General features: G+C 72.8%; 18 protein-coding genes. 6 read left to right on the forward strand and 12 right to left on the reverse strand.

Features of this window, described 5'->3' with window-relative positions; all coding sequences use genetic code 11:
- Nucleotides 1-26 precede the first annotated feature (26 nt).
- From IH48_RS0115735 to IH48_RS0115770, 8 genes are read right to left on the reverse strand one after another with little or no spacing between them, the layout of a single operon-like run.
- Entirely contained in the window at nucleotides 27-2102 is a 2076-nt protein-coding gene (locus IH48_RS0115735) for an NADH-quinone oxidoreductase subunit L (protein ID WP_030903991.1), read from the reverse strand.
- Nucleotides 2099-2461 (reverse strand): NADH-quinone oxidoreductase subunit NuoK, encoded by a 363-nt coding sequence (nuoK, locus tag IH48_RS0115740; protein WP_030903992.1) that lies wholly within the window; start codon nucleotides 2459-2461, stop codon nucleotides 2099-2101. Before nuoK ends, IH48_RS0115735 begins: the two co-directional genes overlap by 4 nt.
- Nucleotides 2461-3066, reverse strand: a complete 606-nt coding sequence (locus IH48_RS0115745) for an NADH-quinone oxidoreductase subunit J (protein ID WP_051839820.1) — start codon at nucleotides 3064-3066, stop codon at nucleotides 2461-2463. The genes nuoK and IH48_RS0115745 overlap by 1 nt, the downstream gene beginning before the upstream one ends.
- Entirely contained in the window at nucleotides 3063-3692 is a 630-nt protein-coding gene (locus tag IH48_RS0115750; protein ID WP_030903996.1) for a NuoI/complex I 23 kDa subunit family protein, read from the reverse strand. Before IH48_RS0115750 ends, IH48_RS0115745 begins: the two co-directional genes overlap by 4 nt.
- Nucleotides 3692-4660: a complex I subunit 1/NuoH family protein gene (locus IH48_RS0115755; RefSeq protein ID WP_030903998.1), complete on the reverse strand. Its 969-nt coding sequence runs from the start codon at nucleotides 4658-4660 to the stop codon at nucleotides 3692-3694. Before IH48_RS0115755 ends, IH48_RS0115750 begins: the two co-directional genes overlap by 1 nt.
- Nucleotides 4657-5895: an NADH-quinone oxidoreductase subunit C gene (locus IH48_RS34405; RefSeq protein WP_051839822.1), complete on the reverse strand. Its 1239-nt coding sequence runs from the start codon at nucleotides 5893-5895 to the stop codon at nucleotides 4657-4659. Before IH48_RS34405 ends, IH48_RS0115755 begins: the two co-directional genes overlap by 4 nt.
- Entirely contained in the window at nucleotides 5895-6533 is a 639-nt protein-coding gene (locus IH48_RS0115765) for an NADH-quinone oxidoreductase subunit B (protein ID WP_030904002.1), read from the reverse strand. The genes IH48_RS34405 and IH48_RS0115765 overlap by 1 nt, the downstream gene beginning before the upstream one ends.
- Nucleotides 6524-6967: an NADH-quinone oxidoreductase subunit A gene (locus IH48_RS0115770; RefSeq protein WP_051839824.1), complete on the reverse strand. Its 444-nt coding sequence runs from the start codon at nucleotides 6965-6967 to the stop codon at nucleotides 6524-6526. Before IH48_RS0115770 ends, IH48_RS0115765 begins: the two co-directional genes overlap by 10 nt.
- A 194-nt stretch (nucleotides 6968-7161) precedes the next feature.
- On the opposite strand from IH48_RS0115770, the gene IH48_RS0115775 reads away from it, so the two are divergent.
- The 5 genes from IH48_RS0115775 (at nucleotide 7162) to IH48_RS0115795 (ending at nucleotide 14138) form a co-directional block, all read left to right on the forward strand.
- Complete coding sequence (locus IH48_RS0115775) at nucleotides 7162-8451, forward strand: sensor histidine kinase (protein ID WP_051839827.1); 1290 nt, start codon at nucleotides 7162-7164, stop codon at nucleotides 8449-8451.
- A 158-nt stretch (nucleotides 8452-8609) separates the two neighbouring features.
- Entirely contained in the window at nucleotides 8610-9923 is a 1314-nt protein-coding gene (locus IH48_RS0115780) for a sensor histidine kinase (protein ID WP_030904007.1), read from the forward strand.
- 178 nt (nucleotides 9924-10101) lie between these two features.
- Nucleotides 10102-10761, forward strand: coding sequence for a LuxR C-terminal-related transcriptional regulator (locus IH48_RS0115785; protein WP_030904010.1), 660 nt, complete (start codon nucleotides 10102-10104; stop codon nucleotides 10759-10761).
- A gap of 337 nt (nucleotides 10762-11098) precedes the next feature.
- A complete protein-coding gene (locus IH48_RS0115790) occupies nucleotides 11099-13075 on the forward strand; it encodes a 2-oxoacid:acceptor oxidoreductase subunit alpha (RefSeq protein ID WP_030904012.1) in 1977 nt (658 codons plus the stop codon).
- Nucleotides 13068-14138, forward strand: coding sequence for a 2-oxoacid:ferredoxin oxidoreductase subunit beta (locus tag IH48_RS0115795; protein ID WP_030904014.1), 1071 nt, complete (start codon nucleotides 13068-13070; stop codon nucleotides 14136-14138). The genes IH48_RS0115790 and IH48_RS0115795 overlap by 8 nt, the downstream gene beginning before the upstream one ends.
- A 78-nt stretch (nucleotides 14139-14216) precedes the next feature.
- Here IH48_RS0115795 and IH48_RS0115800 read toward each other — a convergent pair whose 3' ends face one another.
- Nucleotides 14217-15116: a TauD/TfdA dioxygenase family protein gene (locus tag IH48_RS0115800; RefSeq protein WP_030904017.1), complete on the reverse strand. Its 900-nt coding sequence runs from the start codon at nucleotides 15114-15116 to the stop codon at nucleotides 14217-14219.
- A gap of 551 nt (nucleotides 15117-15667) precedes the next feature.
- On the opposite strand from IH48_RS0115800, the gene rarD reads away from it, so the two are divergent.
- A complete protein-coding gene (rarD, locus tag IH48_RS0115805; protein ID WP_030904019.1) occupies nucleotides 15668-16723 on the forward strand; it encodes an EamA family transporter RarD in 1056 nt (351 codons plus the stop codon).
- Between the two features lie 78 nt (nucleotides 16724-16801).
- Here rarD and IH48_RS0115810 read toward each other — a convergent pair whose 3' ends face one another.
- From IH48_RS0115810 to IH48_RS0115820, 3 genes are all read right to left on the reverse strand, one after another.
- Complete coding sequence (locus IH48_RS0115810; protein ID WP_030904021.1) at nucleotides 16802-17746, reverse strand: ABC transporter permease; 945 nt, start codon at nucleotides 17744-17746, stop codon at nucleotides 16802-16804.
- Entirely contained in the window at nucleotides 17733-18737 is a 1005-nt protein-coding gene (locus IH48_RS0115815) for an ABC transporter ATP-binding protein (protein ID WP_051839893.1), read from the reverse strand. Before IH48_RS0115815 ends, IH48_RS0115810 begins: the two co-directional genes overlap by 14 nt.
- 162 nt (nucleotides 18738-18899) lie before the next feature.
- Nucleotides 18900-20171 carry a LolA family protein gene (locus IH48_RS0115820; protein WP_030904025.1) on the reverse strand — a complete coding sequence of 424 codons (1272 nt, stop codon included), beginning with the start codon at nucleotides 20169-20171 and terminating at the stop codon, nucleotides 18900-18902.
- Nucleotides 20172-20415 lie beyond the last annotated feature (244 nt).

Consider the following 20415-nt stretch of genomic DNA (forward strand, 5'->3'; position numbering starts at 1 on the left):
ACGGGTCCGCTGATATCGAGCACGGCTCATACCCCCGCTGCGAAGAGCACGGCGGCGATCGCCAGAGCGACGGATCCCGCGAGCAGCGCGCTCAGGTAGGACTGGACGTTTCCGGTCTGCGCGCGGCGTGCCGCGGCGCCGAGCCACCGGGCGCCGGTGCCCGCTCCGCGTACGTAGGCGTCGACGACCTCCCGGTCGAGGAAGCGGACGAGGCGGGCTCCGGCCTGGACGGTGCGTACGAAGAGGAGGTCGTGGAGCGCGTCGAGGTGGAAGCCCGCGGCGGCGTGCCGGTGCAGTGGCCCGAGCAGGATCCGGCCCGGGTCGGCGGGGTCGGGCGCGCCGGCGATGTCGCCGTACACGACCGGGTGGGCCTCGATGGCCGCCGCCTCGGTGAGCGCGGGCTCCTCGTCCTCGGGGTGCGCGGCGACGGCGCCGAGCGGGGTCCGTTCGAGGCGGGGGGCGGTGCGGCGCCATGCGCCGTACAGGGTGCCCGCGCCGACGACGGCGACGCCCGCGCCGAGCAGGGAGGTGTTCAGGGCCGGGGTGAGGCGCTGCCCGTCGAACCAGTCGCCGAGGTACGGGGCGAGCGCGCCGAAGCACACGGTCGGGGCGGCGAGCAGCCACAGGGTGGCGTTCATGGCGAGGGGCTGCCTGCCGTGCCCGGGGGCGGGCGCGCCGCGGCCGCGGAAGGCGAGGAGCCAGAGGCGGGCGGCGTACGCGCCGGTGAGGAGCGCGGCGACGAGACCGGCGAGCAGCACGGTCCAGCCGAGGGCCGCCGAGGCGGTCGGGCCGATGGCACCTGCCGCCACGGCGCCGTCCGCCGGCGTCACGCCGGCCGTGCCCGATGGCGGGACGGAGCCGCCGAGCGCGGCGTTCTCGGCGGCCCCGAGCACCGACTCCTTGGAGAAGAAGCCCGCGAAGGGAGGGATCGCGGCGAGGGAGAGCAGTCCCGGCGTCATCGTCCAGAAGGCGGTGGGGATGCGCCGGGCGAGGCCGCCCATGCGGGAGGTGGCGGCGAGCGAGTTGGTGCCCGCGGCGTGGATGACGACGCCGGCGCCGAGGAAGAGGAGCGCCTTGAAGGCGCCGTGCGACAGGAGGTGGAAGACGGCGGCGTCACGGTCGCCGAGGGCCAGCGCGCCCGACATGTACCCGAGCTGACCGATCGTCGAGTACGCGAGGACGCGCTTGATGTCGTCCTGGGCGAGCGCGGCGAGCGCCGAGCCGACCATCGTGACGGCGGCGGACACGGCGAGGACGACGAGCGCGGCGGTGGACGCCGTGAAGACGGGGAGGAGCCGGGCGACGAAGTAGACGCCGGCGGCGACCATTGTCGCCGCGTGGATGAGCGCCGAGACGGGGGTGGGGCCGGCCATCGCGTCGGGGAGCCATGTGTGCAGGGGGAACTGGGCGGACTTGCCTGCGACCCCGGCGAGGAGGAGGAACGCCACGAGGGTGGGGTGGTGCAGGCCCCCGGCGGCGACGGTGCCGAGGATGCGCGGGATGCGGAAGCTGCCCGCGTCGTCGGCGAGGGCGAACAGCCCGATGAGGAAGGGGACGTCGCCGAGCTTGGTGACGAGGAAGGCCTTGATCGAGGCTGCGCGCGCCTCGGGGGTCTCCCAGTAGTGGCCGACGAGGAAGTAGGAGCAGATGCCCATCACTTCCCAGCCGACCAGCAGCACCATCAGGTCGCCCGAGTAGACGACGAGGAGCATCGCGGAGGTGAACAGGGAGACGAGAGCGGCGTACGAGGGGTAGCGCGCGTCGTGGCGCAGGTAGGCGGTCGAGTAGAGCTGCACGCACACCGCCACGACCCCGACCAGCACGGCGACGAGCGCGGCGAAGCCGTCGACGTGCAGGGAGAGGTCGACGGGGACGGAGCCGGTCGGCGTGAGCCGGGTGGCGGCGTCCAGCGGCGGCGTGCCACTGCCGGCGCCGCCGCCCTGCCGGAAGGCGACGAGCACGGCGCACACGGCGGCGAGCAGGGTGGGCAGCAGCGCGAGGGGACGCGCGAAGCGCGGCGCGGTGCGGCCCGTGAGCAGGCCGAGTGCCGCGCCGAGGAAGGGCAGGAGGGGGACGAGTACGGCGAGGGTGGTGGTGGTCACGCGCCGGCCTCTGCATTCGTCGCCGGGGGTACGGCGGGGTCATCGTCCATGGCGGGCTCCGACGTGTCGCGGAGCCGGTCGATGTCCGAGGTGCCACGGGTGCGGTGGACCATCAGGACGATCGCCAGGCCGATCCCGATCTCCGCGGCCGCGATGGCGATGACGAACAGGGTGAGGGCCTGGCCCGCGTGCAGGCTGTCGCGGAGCCAGGCGTCGAAGGCGACGAGGTTGAGGTTGACGGCGTTGAGCATCAACTCGACGGACATCAGGACGAGGATCGCGTTGCGCCGGGCCAGCACGCCGTACACGCCGGTGCAGAACAGGAGGACCGAGAGGACGGCCGGATAGACGAGGTGCATCAGCTATGCCGCTCCCCGGAGCGCGAGGCCCGGCCGTGGGCGTCCGCACCGCGCTTGCGGGAGAGGACGATCGCGCCGACCAGCGCGGCGAGCAGCAGGACGGACAGCGCCTCGAAAGGCAGCACCCAGTGGCGGAACAGCGCCTGCCCCGTCACCTTGGTGGATCCGTGTGCCGGCCCGCCCAGGTCGATCCAGGTGGCGCGGAAGGCGTCCGTCACCACCCACACGAGGGTGGCCGCCGCCGCGACGGCCACCGCGAGGGCGGCGGGGCGCCCGGCCGAGTCCGCGTCGGGTGAGCGGCCGATGGGGGCCTTGGTGAGCATCAGCCCGAACAGGAGCAGCACGACGATGGACCCGACGTAGATCAGGACCTGCACCCAGGCGATGAACTCGGCGGTGAGCAGCAGGTACTCGACGGCGAGGCCGCCGAGCGCGACGACGAGCCAGAGCGCGGCGTGCACGAGCTGACGGGTCGTGACGGTCAGGACGGCCGCGCCGAGGGTGACGACGCCGACGAGGAGGAAGACGATCTCCACCCCGCTCGGCGACAGGAAGCCGTGCCCGGCCGCGGCACGGACGGCCGCGCCGTGGGTCGCAAGGTTCACGAGGCGTCCTCCCCCGTCTGCCCTGTCTCGCCCGTCTCCCCCGTCTCGCTCGTCTCGTCCGTCTCGCCCGTCTCACCCGGCCGCGTGTCCCCGGCGGCCCGGCGCTCCGCGGCGAGGCGGTCCGCCGCCTTGCGGGCGGCCGCCACCTCCTTGGGCTCCTCGGCAGCCGGGTCGAGCGCGGGCGGCTCCGGCACGGTCCACATCCACTCGCGGAGCTTGTCGCGCTCGTGGGTGAGGTCGCGGATGTCCGTCTCGGCGTACTCGAACTCGGGCGACCAGAACAGGGCGTCGAAGGGGCAGACGTCGACGCAGATGCCGCAGTACATGCAGAGCGCGAAGTCGATGGCGAAGCGGTCGAGCACGTTCCTGCTGCGCTCACGCCCCCCGGGCGCGACGGGCGGCACGGTCTCCTTGTGGGAGTCGATGTAGATGCACCAGTCGGGGCACTCGCGCGCGCACAGCATGCACACCGTGCAGTTCTCCTCGAACAGGCCGATGACGCCGCGCGAGCGTGGCGGCAGTTCGGGGAGGGCCTCCGGGTACTGCTCGGTGACCGTCTTGCGGGTCATCGTGCGGAGGGTGACGGCGAGGCCCTTGGCGAGCCCGCTGCCGGGGATCGGGGACATCAGCTGATCACGACCTTGACGACGCCGGTGAGGGCGATCTGGGCGAGGGCGAGCGGGATGAGGACGGTCCAGGCGAGCTTCTGCAGCTGGTCCTCGCGCAGCCGCGGGTAGCTGACGCGGAGCCAGATGACGACGAACGCGAGCACGGCGGTCTTCAGCAGGGTCCACAGCCAGCCGAGCCCGTCGGCGCCGAACGGCCCGTGCCAGCCGCCGAGGAAGAGGACGGCGGTGAGGCCGGACAGGACGACGATGCCCGCGTACTCGGCGAGCAGGAACAGCGCGAACCGCAGCCCCGTGTACTCGGTGTACGCGCCGAAGATGATCTCGGAGTCGGCGACGGGCATGTCGAACGGCGGCCGCTGCAGCTCGGCGAGCCCCGCCACGAAGAACACTGCGCCGCCGACGATCTGCCAGGGCACCCACCACCAGTGGAAGGCGTCCAGCACGCCGATGAGCGACACGGTGCCCGCCGCCATGGCGACGGACGCGGCGGCGAGCAGCATCGGCAGCTCGTAGGCGAGGAGCTGGGCGGCGGTGCGCAGACCGCCGAGCAGGGAGAACTTGTTCGCGGACGCCCAGCCGGCCATGAGCGAACCGAGCACGCCCACGCCCATGACGGCGAGCACGTAGAAGAGACCCGCGTCGATCGCCTGGCCCACGGCGCCCTCGCCGGGACCCACGGGGATCGCGATCAGCACGAGGAGGTACGGCAGGAGCGCGACGGCCGGCGCGAGCCGGAAGACACCGCGGTCGGCGTCCGCGGGGACGACGTCCTCCTTCTGGGCGAACTTCACCCCGTCCGCGACGAGCTGGGCCCAGCCGTGGAAACCGCCCGCGTGCATGGGGCCGAGGCGGCCCTGCATGTGCGCCATGACCTTGTGCTCGGCCTGGCCCACGAGCAGCGGGAACGCGAGGAAGGCGACGAACACGGCGGCCAGCCGCAGGACGACGTCGAGAGCGCCGTTCACGCGCCCTCCCCGCGGGGGCCCGCATCGCCGTGCGCGTCCGGCCCGTTCACGTCACGCACGTCGCCGTCCGCGCCCGGGGCGCCCGTGTCGTCATTGTCGTCGGGCGCGTCCGACGCGTCGGGGGCGTGACGTCGCGCTGGAGCGTCCGCGCCGGACGGGTCCCCGGCGGGCGCGTTCCCGCCGTCCGTGCCGTCGGCGCGCCCGGCGCTATCGGGGGCTTCGCCGCCCGGGTGCGCGGGCGCCTGCCGGTGCCACGGGGCGTCGGAGCGCCGAGCCTCGCCGCGACCGTCGCGGCCGCCCGCCGTCCCCCCGCGGCCCGTTTTCCCGGCCGCCGGGGCCTCCGGGGCCGGTGTCCCGCCGGCCGCCCGGTCCTCGGCCGGGGGCGCCTGCCGATCGCCGGCCTCCCGCTGCGAGGCCGAGCCCCCCGACGCGCTGCGGGCGCGGCGCGGCCGCCCGGCCGCCGGGCGTTGCGCGCCGCCCGACGTGTCGCCCGCCGCCGCGGGCCCCTCCGGAGCGGCGGCGGGGCCCTCTTCTCGCTGCGTGGCGGAACCGGCCGACGCGCTGCGGTTCCTGCGCGGCCTGCGGGTGGCCTCGCCTGGCGGGGCCGAGCGCGGTGTCCTGCCCGGTTCGCGCGGGGCCTCTCCCTTGTGCGGACCCCACTCGTTCGGGTCGGGAACGCCTGGCGGAAGCATCGGGCGGCGCCTCGGCGACCCCGACTCGCCGGGATCCTTCGCGCCGGGCCACGCCTTGACGACGCGGGCCGCGAGCACGAAGTCCTTGCGCAGCGGGTGGCCCTCGAAGGTGTCGGGGAGCAGCAGCGGCGACAGGCCGGGGTGGCCGGGGAACGCGATGCCGAACATCTCGTGCGTCTCCCGCTCGTGCCAGGCCGCGCCCGCGTACACGCCGACCGCCGTCGGCAGCTCCGCGGCATCGCGCGGCAGCGCGGTGCGCACGAGCAGCGCCCGTACCGCACGGTCCCCCACCGCGAAGACGCGGGCCGAGACCCGGAAGCCCGCGGGCCCCTCGTCGACCGCGCTGAGCCAGTCGAAGTAGTCGCAGCCCAGCAGGGACCGCGCGGTGCTGAGGGCGTCGAGCCAGCCCGTCGCGGGCACGTCCACCGTCAGCAGGCCGTACGACAGGTCGGCTGTGGCGTCCTCGCCGAAGACGTCGGCCACCGACGCCGGGAGCCCGTCGTACGCCGCACGCGCCTCGCGCGTCTCGTCCGCCTCGCTCATCAGGGGCCCTCCGCGCCCGGACCAGCGCCCGGACCCGCGCCCGCGTCCGGCGGCGGAACGAGGCCGCTGCGCAGCTGCGCGGTCGACGGGGAAGCCTGCTGCGCGTACCGCTGCCCCAGCGACTCCGCGGCGATCTTCTCCTGCAGCTTGAGGATGCCCTGGAGCAGCGCCTCGGGCCGCGGCGGGCAGCCGGGGACGTACACGTCGACGGGGATGATCTGGTCGACGCCCTTGGTCACCGCGTACGAGTCCCAGTACGGGCCGCCGCAGTTGGAGCAGGCGCCGAAGGAGATCACGTACTTCGGCTCGGGCATCTGCTCGTACAGCCGCTTGACCGCGGGCGCCATCTTGTCCGTGACCGTGCCGGAGACGACCATCAGGTCCGCCTGTCGCGGTCCTGGTGCGAACGGGATCACGCCGAGCCTGATGAAGTCGTGCCGTGCCATGGAGGCCGCGATGAACTCGATCGCGCAGCACGCGAGGCCGAAGTTGAAGACCCACAGGCTGTAGCGCCTGCCCCAGTTCAGGACGACCTTCATCGGCTGCGGCGCGAGCCGCGAGAGGGCGCCGAGGCGCCGGGGCTCCGGCAGCGGCTCGGGCCCCTGCTCGGTGCCGGCGGGCGGCGGGGTCACGTCCATTCCAGGACGCCCTTCTTCCATGCGTAGAGCAGTCCCACGGCGAGGAAGCCGAGGAAGACGAACATTTCGACCAGCGTGGTGACGCCGTACCCGGGAGCGGCGAAGACAGTCGCCCAGGGGAAGAGGAACACGGAATCCACGGCGAAGATCACGTAGAGGAACGCGTACACGTAGTACCGGACCTGCGTGTGGGCCCAGCCCTCGCCGACCGGGTCGACGCCGCACTCGTACGTGAGCAGCTTCTCCGGGGTCGGCACGGCCGGACGCAGCAGCCGGCTCGCGCCGAAGGCGACCGCGACGAACAGCACGCCGAGGACGGCGAGCAGCCCCACCACCGAGTAGCCGCGGAAGTAGCCCGCAGCGAGAACGACCGCTTCCGGCACGTCCGCCCCTCGCTCCCTCACGTCGTGCACGTCGTGTCCGACTGCGCACATACCGGCTGTATGGAGCCGAAGTCTAGGCCCTGATAAAGACGGGGTAAGCGGCCCGCCCCCGCCTTGCCCCCGCCCAGCGGCCTCTCGTGTCCCCAGCGGCCTGACGCGGGCGCCCGGGGGGTGGGGCTAGCCCCACCCGCAAGTCTTCGGACTACCCCATGGCGCGGCGCCGCGGCGACCGGCAGGCTTGTGGCATGACCGCGAGTCCACGCCCGAGTGGCGTCCCGTACGGCGGCCCGGGCGGCCGTGGTGCCGCCGAGGCCGCTCCGCCACCGGCGCGTTTCGCGTTCGGCCGGCACACGTGGAAGGAGATCGCGCACCTCCTGGCGAATTTCCCGGCCTCGCTCGTGGGGTTCGTCTACGTGGTGACGACGCTCGCGCTGGGCGCCGGCATGTCCGTGACGGTGGTCGGCCTGCCGCTCCTGGTGGCGGGGCTCGCCGGCACGCGCGTGTTCGGCCGGCTGGAGCGCGCGCGTGCGCGCCGGCTGCTCGGCGTGCGGATCGACGAGCCGAGCCCGATGTACCGCCGTGCGGGCAGCGGGTTCGTGAGCCGCATGGTGGCGGCGCTGAAGGACCCGGTGGGCTGGCGCACTGCGCTGTACGCGCTCGTGCGGCTCCCCTGGTCCGTCCTCACCTTCGCCGTGACGCTGACGGGGGTGTTCGTGCTGTGGCCGGTGCTCCCCTTCATCGCGCGCGGGATGACGAACGTGGACCGGGCGATGGTGCGCGGCCTGCTGTCGCCCGACGACGCGCTTGAGGCACGCGTCGCGGAGCTGGAGTCGGGCCGGGGCGTCGTCGTGGACACGGCCGCCGCCGACCTGCGCCGCATCGAGCGCGATCTGCACGACGGCGCCCAGGCGAGGCTCGTCGCCCTCGCCATGGGCCTCGGCCTCGCGAAGGAGAAGCTGCTGGAGGATCCGGACGCGGCCGCGGCGATGGTGGACGAGGCGCACGGCGAGGTGAAGCTCGCACTCCAGGAGCTGCGGGATCTCGCGCGCGGTATCCACCCCGCCGTGCTCACGGACCGGGGGCTGAGCGCCGCCCTGTCGTCCGTGGCGTCCCGCTGCACGGTGCCGGTGAAGGTGACGGTCGATCTCGACGAGCGGCCGGCCGAGGCCATCGAGGGCATCGCCTACTTCACGGTCTCCGAGCTGCTCCAGAACATCAGCAAGCACAGCGGGGCCAAGAGCGCGACGGTCGACGTGTGGCGTGCGCACGACCGGATGCTGATACAGGTCCATGACGACGGGGGCGGCGGGGCGCGCCTTGACGGCGGCACGGGCATGTCGGGCCTCGCGGACCGGCTGGGCGCGGTCGACGGCCTGTTCGTCCTCGACTCCCCCGCCGGCGGCCCGACGACGGTCACGGCGGAGCTGCCCTGGCGGCGCCGGCGCGGCGCGTCCGCGGGGAGCGGCCGGGCCGGCGGGGAGCCGCGCTCCCGTGAGGCGCGCGGCGCGCGCGAGGTGGGGAAAACCCGAGGGTGAGAACGGCGACCGTCCTCATGGTGGGACGGTCGCGCGCCCGGGAGCATCGAGTACGTGGACGGATACAGCCAGGCGTATCCCGCGGACCGTACGGACGGTACGGCCGCGGGGACCGGACAGATCGGACGGCCGAGATGGCCAGTTACCAAGGGGTGGACATGAGCAGGGAGTACGGGGAGGCCATCGGGCGCCGTTTCCCGCCGCCCGTTGTGCGCGCGCCCTTCGAGGGCAGGACGTGGCGGGAGTTCGGCTACGTGCTGCTCGGCCTGCCGATCGGGGTCCTGCTCTTCTCCTACTCGATCACGATGATCTGCCTCGGCGCCGGCATGCTGATCACGTTCCTCGGCGTGCCGATCCTCGCGATGGCGCTGGCGAGCGCGCGCGGCTTCGCCGCCGCGGAGCGGGCCAGGGCCCGTTGCCTGCTCGGTCTCGACGTCGGGCGCCCGGAGCCGATCCGTCCTGAGAAGGGCGGCCTGCTGGCCTGGACGGGCGCGGTGCTCAGGAGCGGCGAGTCGTGGCGCAACCTCCTGTACACGCTCGTCCAGTTCCCGTGGGCCGTCTTCTCCTTCGTCGTGGGGGTGGTGTTCTGGACGACGGGCTGGGGGCTGTTCACGTTCCCGCTGTGGCAGTGGGTCTACCGGTCCGCGGACACCGGCTCCGAGATGGTGCTCTTCAGGGACGCGTCGGGCCGCACCATCAGCCTGGACGCCCCGCTGGGGAACGTCCTCGCGTGCGCCGCGGGGCTGGTGCTCGTCCTCATGACGCCGTGGATACTGCGGGGTCTCACGGGCATGGACCGGCTGCTGATCAGGGGGCTGCTCGGCCCCTCCGAGCTGGTGTCCCGCGTGTACGAGCTGGAGAGTGACCGGGGCGTGGTCGTCGACACGGCGGCGGCCGACCTGCGCCGCATCGAGCGCGACCTGCACGACGGCGCCCAGGCGAGGCTCGTCGCCCTCGCCATGGAGCTCGGCCTCGCGAAGGAGAAGCTCGCGGAGGACCCGCGGACGGCGGCGCGCATGGTGGACGAGGCGCACGGCGAGGTGAAGACGGCCCTCCAGGAGCTGCGGGACCTCGCACGGGGCATCCATCCCGCCGTGCTGACCGACCGCGGTCTCGACGCGGCACTGTCGTCGGTCGCCTCGCGGTGCACGGTGCCGGTGCGGGTCGAGGTCGACCTGCCGGGCAGGCCGGCGGCGGCGATCGAGGGCATCGCGTACTTCACGGTCTCCGAGCTGCTCCAGAACGTCAGCAAGCACAGCGGGGCCAAGGGCGCGACGGTCGACGTGTGGCGGTCGGGCGACCGGCTGCTGCTCCAGGTCGGCGACGACGGCTCGGGCGGCGCCGAGGCATCGGCCGGCAGCGGACTCGCGGGCCTGGCCGAGCGGCTCGACGCGGTCGACGGCCTGCTGGTGGTGGACTCGCCGCGCGGCGGCCCCACGGCGGTGACCGCCGAGCTGCCCTGGCGAAACTGACCCGCCCGCTGACCCGCCCGGGGCCGCGCCGGCCCCCGGGACGCGCACCGGCCTCGTGAGACGCGCCTCGCCGCGCCCCCGTGCAACCTCGGGGGGCGCGGTCGCGTCCGTTGCCTGGGATGCTGTGAGAGACGACGGCAGCGGAGACGTGGGGGGCAGTGAGGCTGTGGAGGACAGAGTGCGCGTGGTCATCGCCGAGGACTCGGTGCTGCTGCGGGAGGGCCTGACGCGGTTGCTGACCGACCGTGGGCACGAGGTGGTCACGGGCGTGGGTGACGCGGTCGCCCTGACGAAGACCATCGGCGAGCTCGCGACGCAGGATGCGCTGCCCGACGTGGTCGTGGCCGACGTGCGGATGCCGCCCACGCACACCGACGAGGGCGTGCGCGCGGCCGTGTGGCTGCGCAAGGAGCACCCGGGCGTCGGCGTGCTCGTGCTCTCCCAGTACGTCGAGGAGGAGTACGCGACGGAGCTGCTGGCCGGGTCGACGCGCGGGGTGGGCTACCTGCTCAAGGACCGGGTGGCGGAGGTCAGGGAGTTCGTCGACGCCGTGGTGCGCGTGGCGGGCGGCGGCACGGCGCTCGACCCGGAGGTCGTCGCCCAGCTGCTCGGCCGCAGCCGCAAGCAGGACGTGCTGGCGGGCCTGACGCCGCGCGAGCGCGAGGTGCTCGGGCTGATGGCGGAGGGCAGGACCAATTCGGCGATCGCCAAGCAGCTCGTGGTGAGCGACGGCGCGGTGGAGAAGCACGTCAGCAACATCTTCCTGAAGCTGGGCCTGTCGCCGAGTGACGGGGATCACCGGCGGGTGCTCGCTGTCCTGACGTATCTCAAGACGTGAGGACGAGGGTCTCAACACGTGGCCGTCCGGGTGCCGGCCGGGTACGTGGCCCTGGGCTGCCGTGACGCGGGCGGCACAAGGGCGGCCCGTGTTGCGCGCGGCTCGGGCGCCGGCCCGTCACGGAACGGGTCCTAGTCCCAAAGGACGAGTCACCCGTGCACGCCCCTGACGCCCGAAAATGCCAGCAAAACCGGACAATACGGTGCATCGAGGTGTCTCATAGGGGCGTCCACCATACGAGCGAGCACAGGTAGGCGACCCTTACCGACGTAGGGTTGCTCCGGGACAGCCGGCGGCCGGCGGTCCCGAGCCGCCGCCTCAAGGGAGGTCCAGTTCAGTGACCAGCCAGGTCAGTAGCGCAGCCGACGAGGCCAGCGAAACCGGCGACGCCGTCGTCGGGCAGCAGAGTGCCCCGTTGTCCGGCGCGTCGGAAGAGTCAGGGCCGGGGGGTTCCGGCGCCAAGGAGGTCCGCCGCCTCGACCGGGTCATCATCCGCTTCGCGGGTGACTCCGGCGACGGCATGCAGCTGACAGGTGACCGCTTCACCTCGGAGACCGCGTCGTTCGGCAACGACCTGTCGACGCTGCCCAACTTCCCGGCCGAGATCCGGGCGCCCGCAGGCACCCTGCCGGGCGTCTCGTCCTTCCAGCTGCACTTCGCCGACCACGACATCCTCACCCCGGGCGACGCGCCGAACGTGCTGGTCGCGATGAACCCGGCGGCGCTGAAGGCGAACATCGCGGACGTGCCGCGCGGCGCGGAGATCATCGTCAACACCGACGAGTTCACCAAGCGCCCGATGGCCAAGGTCGGCTACCAGACCTCCCCGCTCGAGGACGGCTCACTGGACGCCTACCAGGTGCACCCGGTGCCGCTGACGACGCTGACGATCGAGGCGCTCAAGGAGTACGGGCTGTCCCGCAAGGAGGCGGAGCGCAGCAAGAACATGTTCGCGCTCGGCCTGCTGTCGTGGATGTACCACCGGCCCACGGAGAACACCGAGGCGTTCCTGCGGTCGAAGTTCGCGAAGAAGCCGGACATCGCCGAGGCGAACGTGGCGGCGTTCCGCGCGGGCTGGAACTTCGGCGAGACGACCGAGGACTTCGCGGTCTCCTACGAGGTCGCCCCGGCCGAGGAGGCCTTCCCGGCCGGCACCTACCGCAACATCTCCGGCAACCTGGCGCTGGCGTACGGGCTGATCGCCGCCTCGCACCAGGCCGACCTGCCGCTCTACCTCGGCTCGTACCCGATCACCCCCGCCTCCGACGTGCTGCACGAGCTGTCGAAGCACAAGAACTTCGGCGTGCGCACCTTCCAGGCCGAGGACGAGATCGCCGGCATCGGCGCCGCCCTCGGAGCGGCCTTCGGCGGCTCCCTCGCCGTCACCACCACCAGTGGCCCCGGCGTGGCGCTGAAGTCCGAGACGATCGGCCTCGCCGTGTCGCTCGAGCTCCCGCTGCTGATCGTCGACATCCAGCGCGGCGGCCCGAGCACCGGCCTGCCGACCAAGACGGAGCAGGCCGACCTGCTCCAGGCCATGTACGGGCGCAACGGCGAGGCACCGGTGCCCATCGTGGCGCCGTCCACGCCGACCGACTGCTTCGACGCGGCCATCGAGGCGGCCAGGATCGCGCTGACGTACCGCACGCCGGTCTTCCTGCTCTCCGACGGCTACCTCGCCAACGGCTCCGAGCCGTGGCGCGTGCCGGAGACCCACGAACTGCCCGACCTGACCGTCCAGTTCGCCACCACGCCCAACCACGAGATGGCGGACGGCACCGAGAGGTTCTGGCCGTACAAGCGCGACCCGGAGACGCTCGCGCGCCCGTGGGCCGTGCCCGGCACGCCAGGACTCGAACACCGCATCGGCGGCATCGAGAAGCAGGACGGCACGGGCAACATCTCCTACGACCCCGCCAACCACGACTTCATGGTCCGCACCCGCGCGGCGAAGATCGACGGCATCAAGGTCGCCGACCTGCTGGTCGACGACCCCGGCGGCCATGCCAGAACCCTGGTCGTGGGCTGGGGCTCCACCTACGGCCCGATCACCGCGGCCGTCCGCCGGCTGCGCAAGGCGGGGCAGCCGATCGCGCAGGCTCATCTGCGCAACATCAACCCCTTCCCCGCGAACCTCGGCGAGGTGCTGAAGCGGTACGACAAGGTCGTCGTGCCGGAGATGAACCTCGGCCAGCTCGCGACCCTGCTGAGGGCGAAGTACCTGGTCGACGTGCACTCGTACAACCAGGTCAACGGCATGCCCTTCAAGGCCGAACAGCTCGCCACGGCCATCGAGGAGGCCATCAATGTCTGAGGTCGACGTCGACACGAACGAGCTGCTGACGCTGATCCCGAAGGCGGAAGCCAAGCAGTCCATGAAGGACTTCAAGTCCGATCAGGAGGTCCGCTGGTGCCCCGGGTGCGGCGACTACGCCGTGCTCGCCGCCGTGCAGGGCTTCATGCCGGACCTGGGCCTGGCGAAGGAGAACATCGTCTTCGTCTCCGGCATCGGCTGCTCCTCCCGCTTCCCGTACTACATGAACACCTACGGGATGCACTCCATCCACGGCCGCGCCCCCGCGATCGCCACCGGCCTCGCCACCTCCCGGCGCGACCTGTCCGTGTGGGTGGTCACGGGTGACGGAGACTCGCTGTCCATCGGCGGCAACCACCTCATCCACGCGCTGCGCCGCAACGTCAACCTGAAGATCCTGCTGTTCAACAACCGGATCTACGGCCTGACGAAGGGCCAGTACTCCCCCACCTCCGAGATCGGCAAGATCACCAAGTCGACGCCGCTCGGATCGCTCGACGCCCCCTTCAACCCGGTCTCCCTGGCGATCGGCGCCGAGGCGTCCTTCGTGGCCCGCACGGTCGACTCGGACCGCAAGCACCTCACCAGCGTGCTGCGCGCCGCCGCCGACCACCCCGGCACCGCCCTCGTCGAGATCTACCAGAACTGCAACATCTTCAACGACGGCGCCTTCGAAGTCCTCAAGGACAAGGAACGCGCCCAAGAAGCCGTCATCCGCCTTGAGCACGGGCAGCCGATCCGCTTCGGCACCGACAACGCGAAGGGCGTCGTACGCGACCCGGCCACCGGCGACCTGGAGGTCGTGGACGTCACCCCGGAGAACGAGTCGCGCATCCTCGTCCACGACACATCCGTCCAGTCACCGACCACGGCGTTCGCGCTCTCCCGCCTGGCGAACCCGGACACCCTCCACCACACCCCGATCGGCGTCTTCCGCAACGTGCGCCGGCCGGTGTACGACACCCTGATGTCCGAGCAGCTGGACACGGCCGTCGAGCGGCAGGGCAAGGGCGACCTGGCGACGCTGCTCGCGGGCAACGACACCTGGACGGTGGCCGGCTGAGGCCGGGCACGCCACACCCACGGGGAGGGCCCCGGCGCGCGAGTCGATCGCGCGCCGGGGCCCTCCCCGTTCTGGGCATCAGAACGGGCGGTCCCCCGCGATGGCCACGCGCTCCGCGACTCTCCGCTCGCTCCCGTAGTCGTTGACCGCGTAGTGCTGGGTGGCGCGGTTGTCCCAGAACGCGATGTCACCGGCCTGCCACCGCCACCTGACCTGGTACTCGGGCACGTGCGCCTGCTGGAACAGCAGCCGCAGCAGCCGGTCGCTCTCCTCCCGCGCGAACCCCGAGATGTGCGTGGTGAACGACGTGTTCACGAACAGCATGCGGCGCCCGCTCTCCGGGTGGCGGCGCACCACCGGGTGCTCGACCGGCGGGAACGCCTCCTGGTACTCGGCCAGGCGTTCGGGCGCGGTGAACCGCGCGAAGCCGGGCAGGAAGTCGTGGACGGCGCGCGCCCCGTCGATCCGCTCCTTCACCCACGACGGCAGGTTGTCGTACGCGGCGGCCATGTCCGCCCACATCGTGTTGCCGCCCCGGGGCGGCACCTCGCGCAACTGGAGGACGGCGCCCATCGCGGGGCGCTCGCGGAACGTGACGTCGGTGTGCCACACGTTCTCGAACGTGCGCACGGCGGAGCGGTCGAAGCGCACCACGTCGGCCGGGCCCGCCGAGGCGAGCAGCGGATTGGTCTCCAGCTCGCCCCAGTTGCGCGCGAACGCACGCTGGGCGTCGGGCGCGAGGTGCTGGTCGCGGAAGAACAGCACCTTCCATTCGAGCAGGGCCCGGTTGAGCTCCTCGCGCACCGCACCGGCCAGCGGGCGAGACAGGTCGAGGCCGCGGATCTCCGCCCCGATGGTGGCCGCCTGCGGGACGACGCCGAACAGCTCGTACGGGCGCTCCGCCACCCCGTCGGGCAGCCGGCGCAGCACGCGCGGGCCCTCGTAGAGGCCGTCGTCGGGTATGCGGAAGGGCCGCAACCGCGGTACGGCGTCGGTAGCCGAGGTGGCAGGGGCTGGGGTTGCAGGGGCTGGTACGGCGGCATGCGTGGTCACGGCGGTTCCTCCGGAAGAAGCGCGCGTCGGCACGGCGGGATGAGGCAGCCGCGCGGACGCACGGAAACGGAAAGAGACGGACGGACTCAGCGCCGGGCAGGACCGGTCACCCGGCGCTCAGGGTCAGGGACGTACTGCGGGTGCCTGCCGCACAGGCCCCTCAGGGGCGGCGGCCGGACGCGTCGTCAAACGTGACAGGTACAAGGGGCGGCAGGGGGAGAACCCACCCGGCCGCGGCGGCGCAGGAAGGTGGCACCGCGGGGTGCGCACTCGCCGTGGGGAGCGAGAGTGCCCGGCTGCGTCACACAGTCGATCGAGCACATCGTCATGGCCGCAGCGTACTCCGCTTTCCTGTGCGTCGTCCCACGTCCCGCGTCGCACCTGTCATGACCGTATGACGGAACGGACATGACACGAACCGGGGTCGGCCGCTACCGTCCCGAAGGGATGTCGCGGTGAGGGGAGGAGGAGCCGGGGTGGAGACGGACGAGAACCAGCGGCCCGGTCTCGTGTACGGGTTCGGCGCGTACGGGATCTGGGGCCTTGTGCCGCTCTACTGGCCGCTGCTCAAGCCCGCGGGTGCCATGGAGGTGCTCGCGCACCGCATGGTGTGGTCGCTGGGCGTCGTGGCGATCGCGCTGGCGTGCACGCGCCGCTGGGCGTGGATACGCGAGCTGGCGCGGCAGCCCCGCAGGGTCGGCCTGCTGGTGCTGTCCGCCACGGTGATCACCGTCAACTGGGGCGTCTACATCTGGGCCGTGAACTCGGGCCACGTCGTGGAGGCGTCACTCGGCTACTTCATCAACCCGCTGGTCACGATCCTGCTCGGCGTGGTGCTGCTCAAGGAGCGGCTGCGTGCGGCCCAGTGGGCCGCGGTCGGCGTCGGCCTCGCAGCGGTGGTGGTCATCTCCATCGGCTACGGGCAGCTGCCGTGGATCTCGTTGGTGCTGGCGTTCTCGTTCGGCACGTACGGCCTGGTGAAGAAGAAGGTGAACCTGGGCGGCCTTGAGTCCCTCGCGGCCGAGAGCACGGTGCTGTTCCTGCCCGCCCTGGGCTTCCTGCTGTGGCTGGGCGCCACGGGCGGCTCGACGTTCACGTCGCACGGCGCGGGTCACGCGGCCTGGCTGGCCTCCGCAGGCGTGGTGACGGCGGGGCCGCTGGTGCTGTTCGGCGCCGCGGCGATACGCGTGCCCCTCACCACGCTCGGCCTGCTCCAGTACCTGACGCCCGTGCTGCAGCTGGCCCTCGGCGTGGCGTACTTCCACGAGGCGATGCCGCCGGAGCGCTGGGCCGGGTTCGCGCTGGTGTGGGTGGCGCTCGCGGTCCTCACCTGGGACGCCCTGCGCACCGCGCGCCGCACGAGGGCACGCGCCGTGGAACTGCGGGCCGCGGCCGCGCGGGAGGGCTCGGCCGCCCCGGGCGTCGCTCAGCCGGCCGCACCAGCCGCGGTGCACAAGCCCGCCTTGCGCGCACGCTCCGGCGCCTGTGCGCCGGACGCTTCCGCCCGGGACGCCGCCACGCCGGACGGCTGACCCGCGACCCGCACCCGGACGTGGGCGGGCCTCGCCCGAAAGCGCGCCGCGCGCCACGCACGCCTCGCGGCCCTCCCGTCAGGCCGTGACGTCCTTCGTGGAGAAGCGTGCCCACGCCGCCGAGCCGAAGACCAGCGCGTACACGGCCTGCGAGACGAGGTTTTTCACCACGTCGTCCCAGAGCACCGGGGCCCGCATGACGTCGGCGAACGAGAGCCAGTAGTGCGAGAACAGGTAGGCGTGGACGGCGCCGAGCTGCGGGATCGAGTCCACGATCTGCACCGTGATCAGCAGGCCGACGGTGGCCGCCATCGCCGCGATCCCACTGCCCGTCAGCGTCGAGACGAACAGGCCGATCGCCGCGAATCCCACGAGGGAGGCCGCCACGAGCACCGCCACGAGCAGCGCGCGCAACAGGCCCGAACCGAAGGAGATCGTGGTGCCGGAGATCGTCGTCACGTCGCCGAGGGGGAACAGCGCCGCGCCGGTGGCCAGCGCGAACACCGCCACGACCAGCGTCGCCGCCAGGCAGAACGTCAGCGCCGCGGCGTACTTGGCGAGCAGCAGCCGGGTACGGCCCGCCGGCACGACCAGCAGGTAGCGCAGCGTGCCCGCGGCGGACTCGCCCGCGACCGAGTCACCCGCGATCACGCCCACCGTCATCGGCAGGAAGACCGGGAGCGTCGCGGCGAGCGCGGCGAACACCAGGAACAGGCCGTTGTTGGTGACCTGGGTGAGGAACGCGGGCCCGCCGCCCTCGCCCGCGCTGCCGCCGCCGCTCGTCTCGATCTTCACGGCGATCCCGATGAGCACGGGTACCGCCGCGAGCACCGCGAGAAGGGCAAGCGTCCGCCACCGCCGGAACGTCGTCAGCAGTTCGGAGCGGAAGAAGCCGAACGTCCACCACAGGCCGTAACGTTCGCCGCCGGTGGCCGCCCTGCCCCGGTCGGCGCCTCGCACGGCGTCCGCGCCCTCGTCCGCGCCGTCGTCCACGCCAGGACCCGTCGCCTCAGCCCGCGACATCGAACCCCTCCCCCGTCAGCGCCACGAACGCGTCCTCCAGCGTGCCGCGCTCCACCCCGAACGCGCGCACGCGCACACCCGCGCGCACCAGCGCGGCGTTGAGGTCCGCCGGGTCCACCGGTTCCGCCTCGCCCGCGCCCGCCGGCAGGTCGCCCGTCACCCGTCCGGCCCCGGCCTCGATCCCCGTGACGCCGTGCTCGCGCAGCACGCGCGCCGCGTCGGCGGGGTCCGGCGTGGTGACGGCCAGCCTGCCGCGCGTGCCCGCCGAGAGCTCCGCGACCGGGCCCTGCACGATCAGCCGGCCCTGCGCCATGACCGCCGCGTGCGTGCACACCTGCTCGATCTCGTCCAGCAGGTGCGACGAGAGGAAGACCGTGCTGCCCTCGGCGGCCAGCTCGCGCACCAGCGCCCTGATCTCCCGCATGCCCTGCGGGTCGAGCCCGTTGGTCGGCTCGTCCAGTACGAGCAGCCTGCGCGGACGCAGCAGCGCGGCGGCGATGCCGAGCCGCTGCTTCATGCCGAGCGAGTACGCCTTCGCCTTCTTCGCCGAGGCGGCGGCGAGCCCCACCCGTTCGAGCGCCGCGTCCACCCGTGCGGAGCGCGTGCGCGGGTCGGCGGTGGGGTCCGTCGCGTCGTAGCGCACGAGGTTGTCCCGCCCGCTCAGGAAGCCGTACTGGGCGGGCCCCTCGATCAGGGCGCCCACGTGCGGCAGCATCGCGCGCGCCGCCTGCGGCATGGGGCGGCCGAACAGCCCGGCGGTGCCCGACGTGGGCTGCACGAGGCCGAGGAGCATCCGGATGGTGGTGGTCTTGCCCGAGCCGTTGGGCCCGAGGAAGCCGAAGACGCTGCCGTCGGGCACCGTCAGGTCGAGGCCGTCGACGGCGAGCTGCCCGCCGCGGTAGCGCTTGGTGAGGCCGCGCGCCTCGATGACGGGCGCTTCGATGACGGGCGCCTCCTCGGCGGGTCCTGCCGGCTCCGCTTGCTGCGTCACCACAATCCCTCCAGACAGCCGTACGGGGCCGCGTGCGGTGTGGCCGCGTCCCCGGACGGTCGGACGCTACGAGCCTACGGCGCGTGGGGCGCAGCGCGGGACCGGCCGCGAACGCGACCGCCCCGCCGTGCGCGTCGCACGGCGGGGCGGTCGGGCGGCTGCCTACTTGGCGGCGGCGTTCGCCGTGTCGACCAGGGTCTGCTTGGAGACCGCGCCGACGTAGACGGTGCCCTTGTCCGTCATGAGGGCGTTGATCAGGCGGGTGTGGAACACCGTGCCGGAACCGAACTTCCCGCTGACCTTGTCACCCAGCGAGTTGACGAACGACTGCGCGTTCCCCGGCATCTTGCTCGTGTCGCCCTTGGCGCCCTTGTCCACGGCACCGGCGGGCCCGGCGAGGCGGAGTACCGACGTCCACCCCTTGCCGATGACCTTCGCGTCGGAGAGCGCGGCCTCGGCCTGTGACCGGCCCTGCCGCTGCTCCTGGCGCGACGGCTTCGCGGCGTGCTGCTGGGCGTGCTGCTTGCCCTCGGTGACCTTCGTGCCCTTCGGGGGCGTGAAGGCGAACGTCGAGGCCGCCGGCTTGGCGAAGTCGACCTTCGTGTACCCGATGTCCAGCACGGGCTTGCCGCCGCCGGACGGCGCCAGCGTGAACTTCAGCGGCGTGCCGGTCTTCGCGTCGACCGCGATACGGACGGAGCCGACCGTGGATCCTGACTGCTTCGGCTTGGCCAGCAGGTCGTACGCGTCACGCCCCGCGATGCGCGAGGTGCCGTCGACGCTCAGCGATGTCGTCGGACCCGCGGCCTTCAGCACCTGGTCCGCGAACTGCTTCGGCGTGGCGGGCACGTCGGCGCCCTTGGGCAGCGCGGGCTCGGCCTTCGTGTCCGCACCCTGCGGCGCGGTCGAGTGGTACGCCTGGTTGCTCGCGCTGTCGTACGCCCAGACCTGGCGGCCGTTGCGGATGAGGCTGTACTCCGCCGCGTTCTCCACGATGGAGATCTTCTGCTTCTTCGGGCCGTCGACGGCGACCCGCAGGGTGTGCGTGCCCGAGGCGAGCTCCATCAGCTTGGACCCGGGGTCGGCGGAGGAACCTGACGCGGCGTCGGAGTGGCCGCCCGCGCCCCCCGGCGCCATCGACTGGGCCATCGAACCGCCGAGCCCGGCCAGCGAGGGCAGGCCGAGGTCCGTGGTGATCTTCACGGAGCCCGAGAGCTGCTGCGTGTCGGACGCGGCGATCTTCTGGACGAGGTCGTGCGCGCTGATCTTCGGAAGGTTCGGGTCGCCCGACGCCGCGAGCGCCGGCACGAGGCCCACCGTCGCCGCCGCCACGCCCGCCACGGCCACCGGGACCGCGTAGCGCGCCGCCTTCCTGCGGCGCGTCACGCGGCTCACGACCTCCTCGGTGGCCTCTGCCCTGTCGTTGCCTGCCATGTGTGTGCCCTGCTTCCGTGGTCGGCGGCCGGTCGGTCGGCCGGTCAGTACGGCCCGTCAGTGCCGTGCACTCGTCCACTCCCCCCGCCATTCTCACCCGGCGGCGCAACGAGCGCGTATGTCAATATGACCAAATCGGCCGTCCGGGGGCATCAACCCCCCGGCGCAACTTGCCGTACCTCTGAGGGATGAGACCGATCGGGCCAACCCTGAGGGCCGCACGGGCAGCGGGGCCACCGGCCGG

Origin of the sequence: Streptomyces sp. NRRL F-5126 (assembly GCF_000721265.1) — a bacterium.
Taxonomy (GTDB): domain Bacteria; phylum Actinomycetota; class Actinomycetes; order Streptomycetales; family Streptomycetaceae; genus Streptomyces.

Bases quoted from the DNA above. Each gene is read 5' to 3' on its own strand.
- nuoK (WP_030903992.1), bottom strand. From the start codon at position 2,461: ATGCACCTCGTCTATCCGGCCGTCCTCTCGGTCCTCCTGTTCTGCACC.
- IH48_RS0115750 (WP_030903996.1), bottom strand. From the start codon at position 3,692: ATGTCCCCGATCCCCGGCAGCGGGCTCGCCAAGGGCCTCGCCGTCACC.
- IH48_RS34405 (WP_051839822.1), bottom strand. From the start codon at position 5,895: ATGAGCGAGGCGGACGAGACGCGCGAGGCGCGTGCGGCGTACGACGGG.
- IH48_RS0115765 (WP_030904002.1), bottom strand. From the start codon at position 6,533: ATGGACGTGACCCCGCCGCCCGCCGGCACCGAGCAGGGGCCCGAGCCG.
- IH48_RS0115770 (WP_051839824.1), bottom strand. From the start codon at position 6,967: ATGTGCGCAGTCGGACACGACGTGCACGACGTGAGGGAGCGAGGGGCG.
- IH48_RS0115775 (WP_051839827.1), top strand. From the start codon at position 7,162: ATGACCGCGAGTCCACGCCCGAGTGGCGTCCCGTACGGCGGCCCGGGC.
- IH48_RS0115780 (WP_030904007.1), top strand. From the start codon at position 8,610: ATGAGCAGGGAGTACGGGGAGGCCATCGGGCGCCGTTTCCCGCCGCCC.
- IH48_RS0115795 (WP_030904014.1), top strand. From the start codon at position 13,068: ATGTCTGAGGTCGACGTCGACACGAACGAGCTGCTGACGCTGATCCCG.
- IH48_RS0115810 (WP_030904021.1), bottom strand. From the start codon at position 17,746: ATGTCGCGGGCTGAGGCGACGGGTCCTGGCGTGGACGACGGCGCGGAC.
- IH48_RS0115820 (WP_030904025.1), bottom strand. From the start codon at position 20,171: ATGGCAGGCAACGACAGGGCAGAGGCCACCGAGGAGGTCGTGAGCCGC.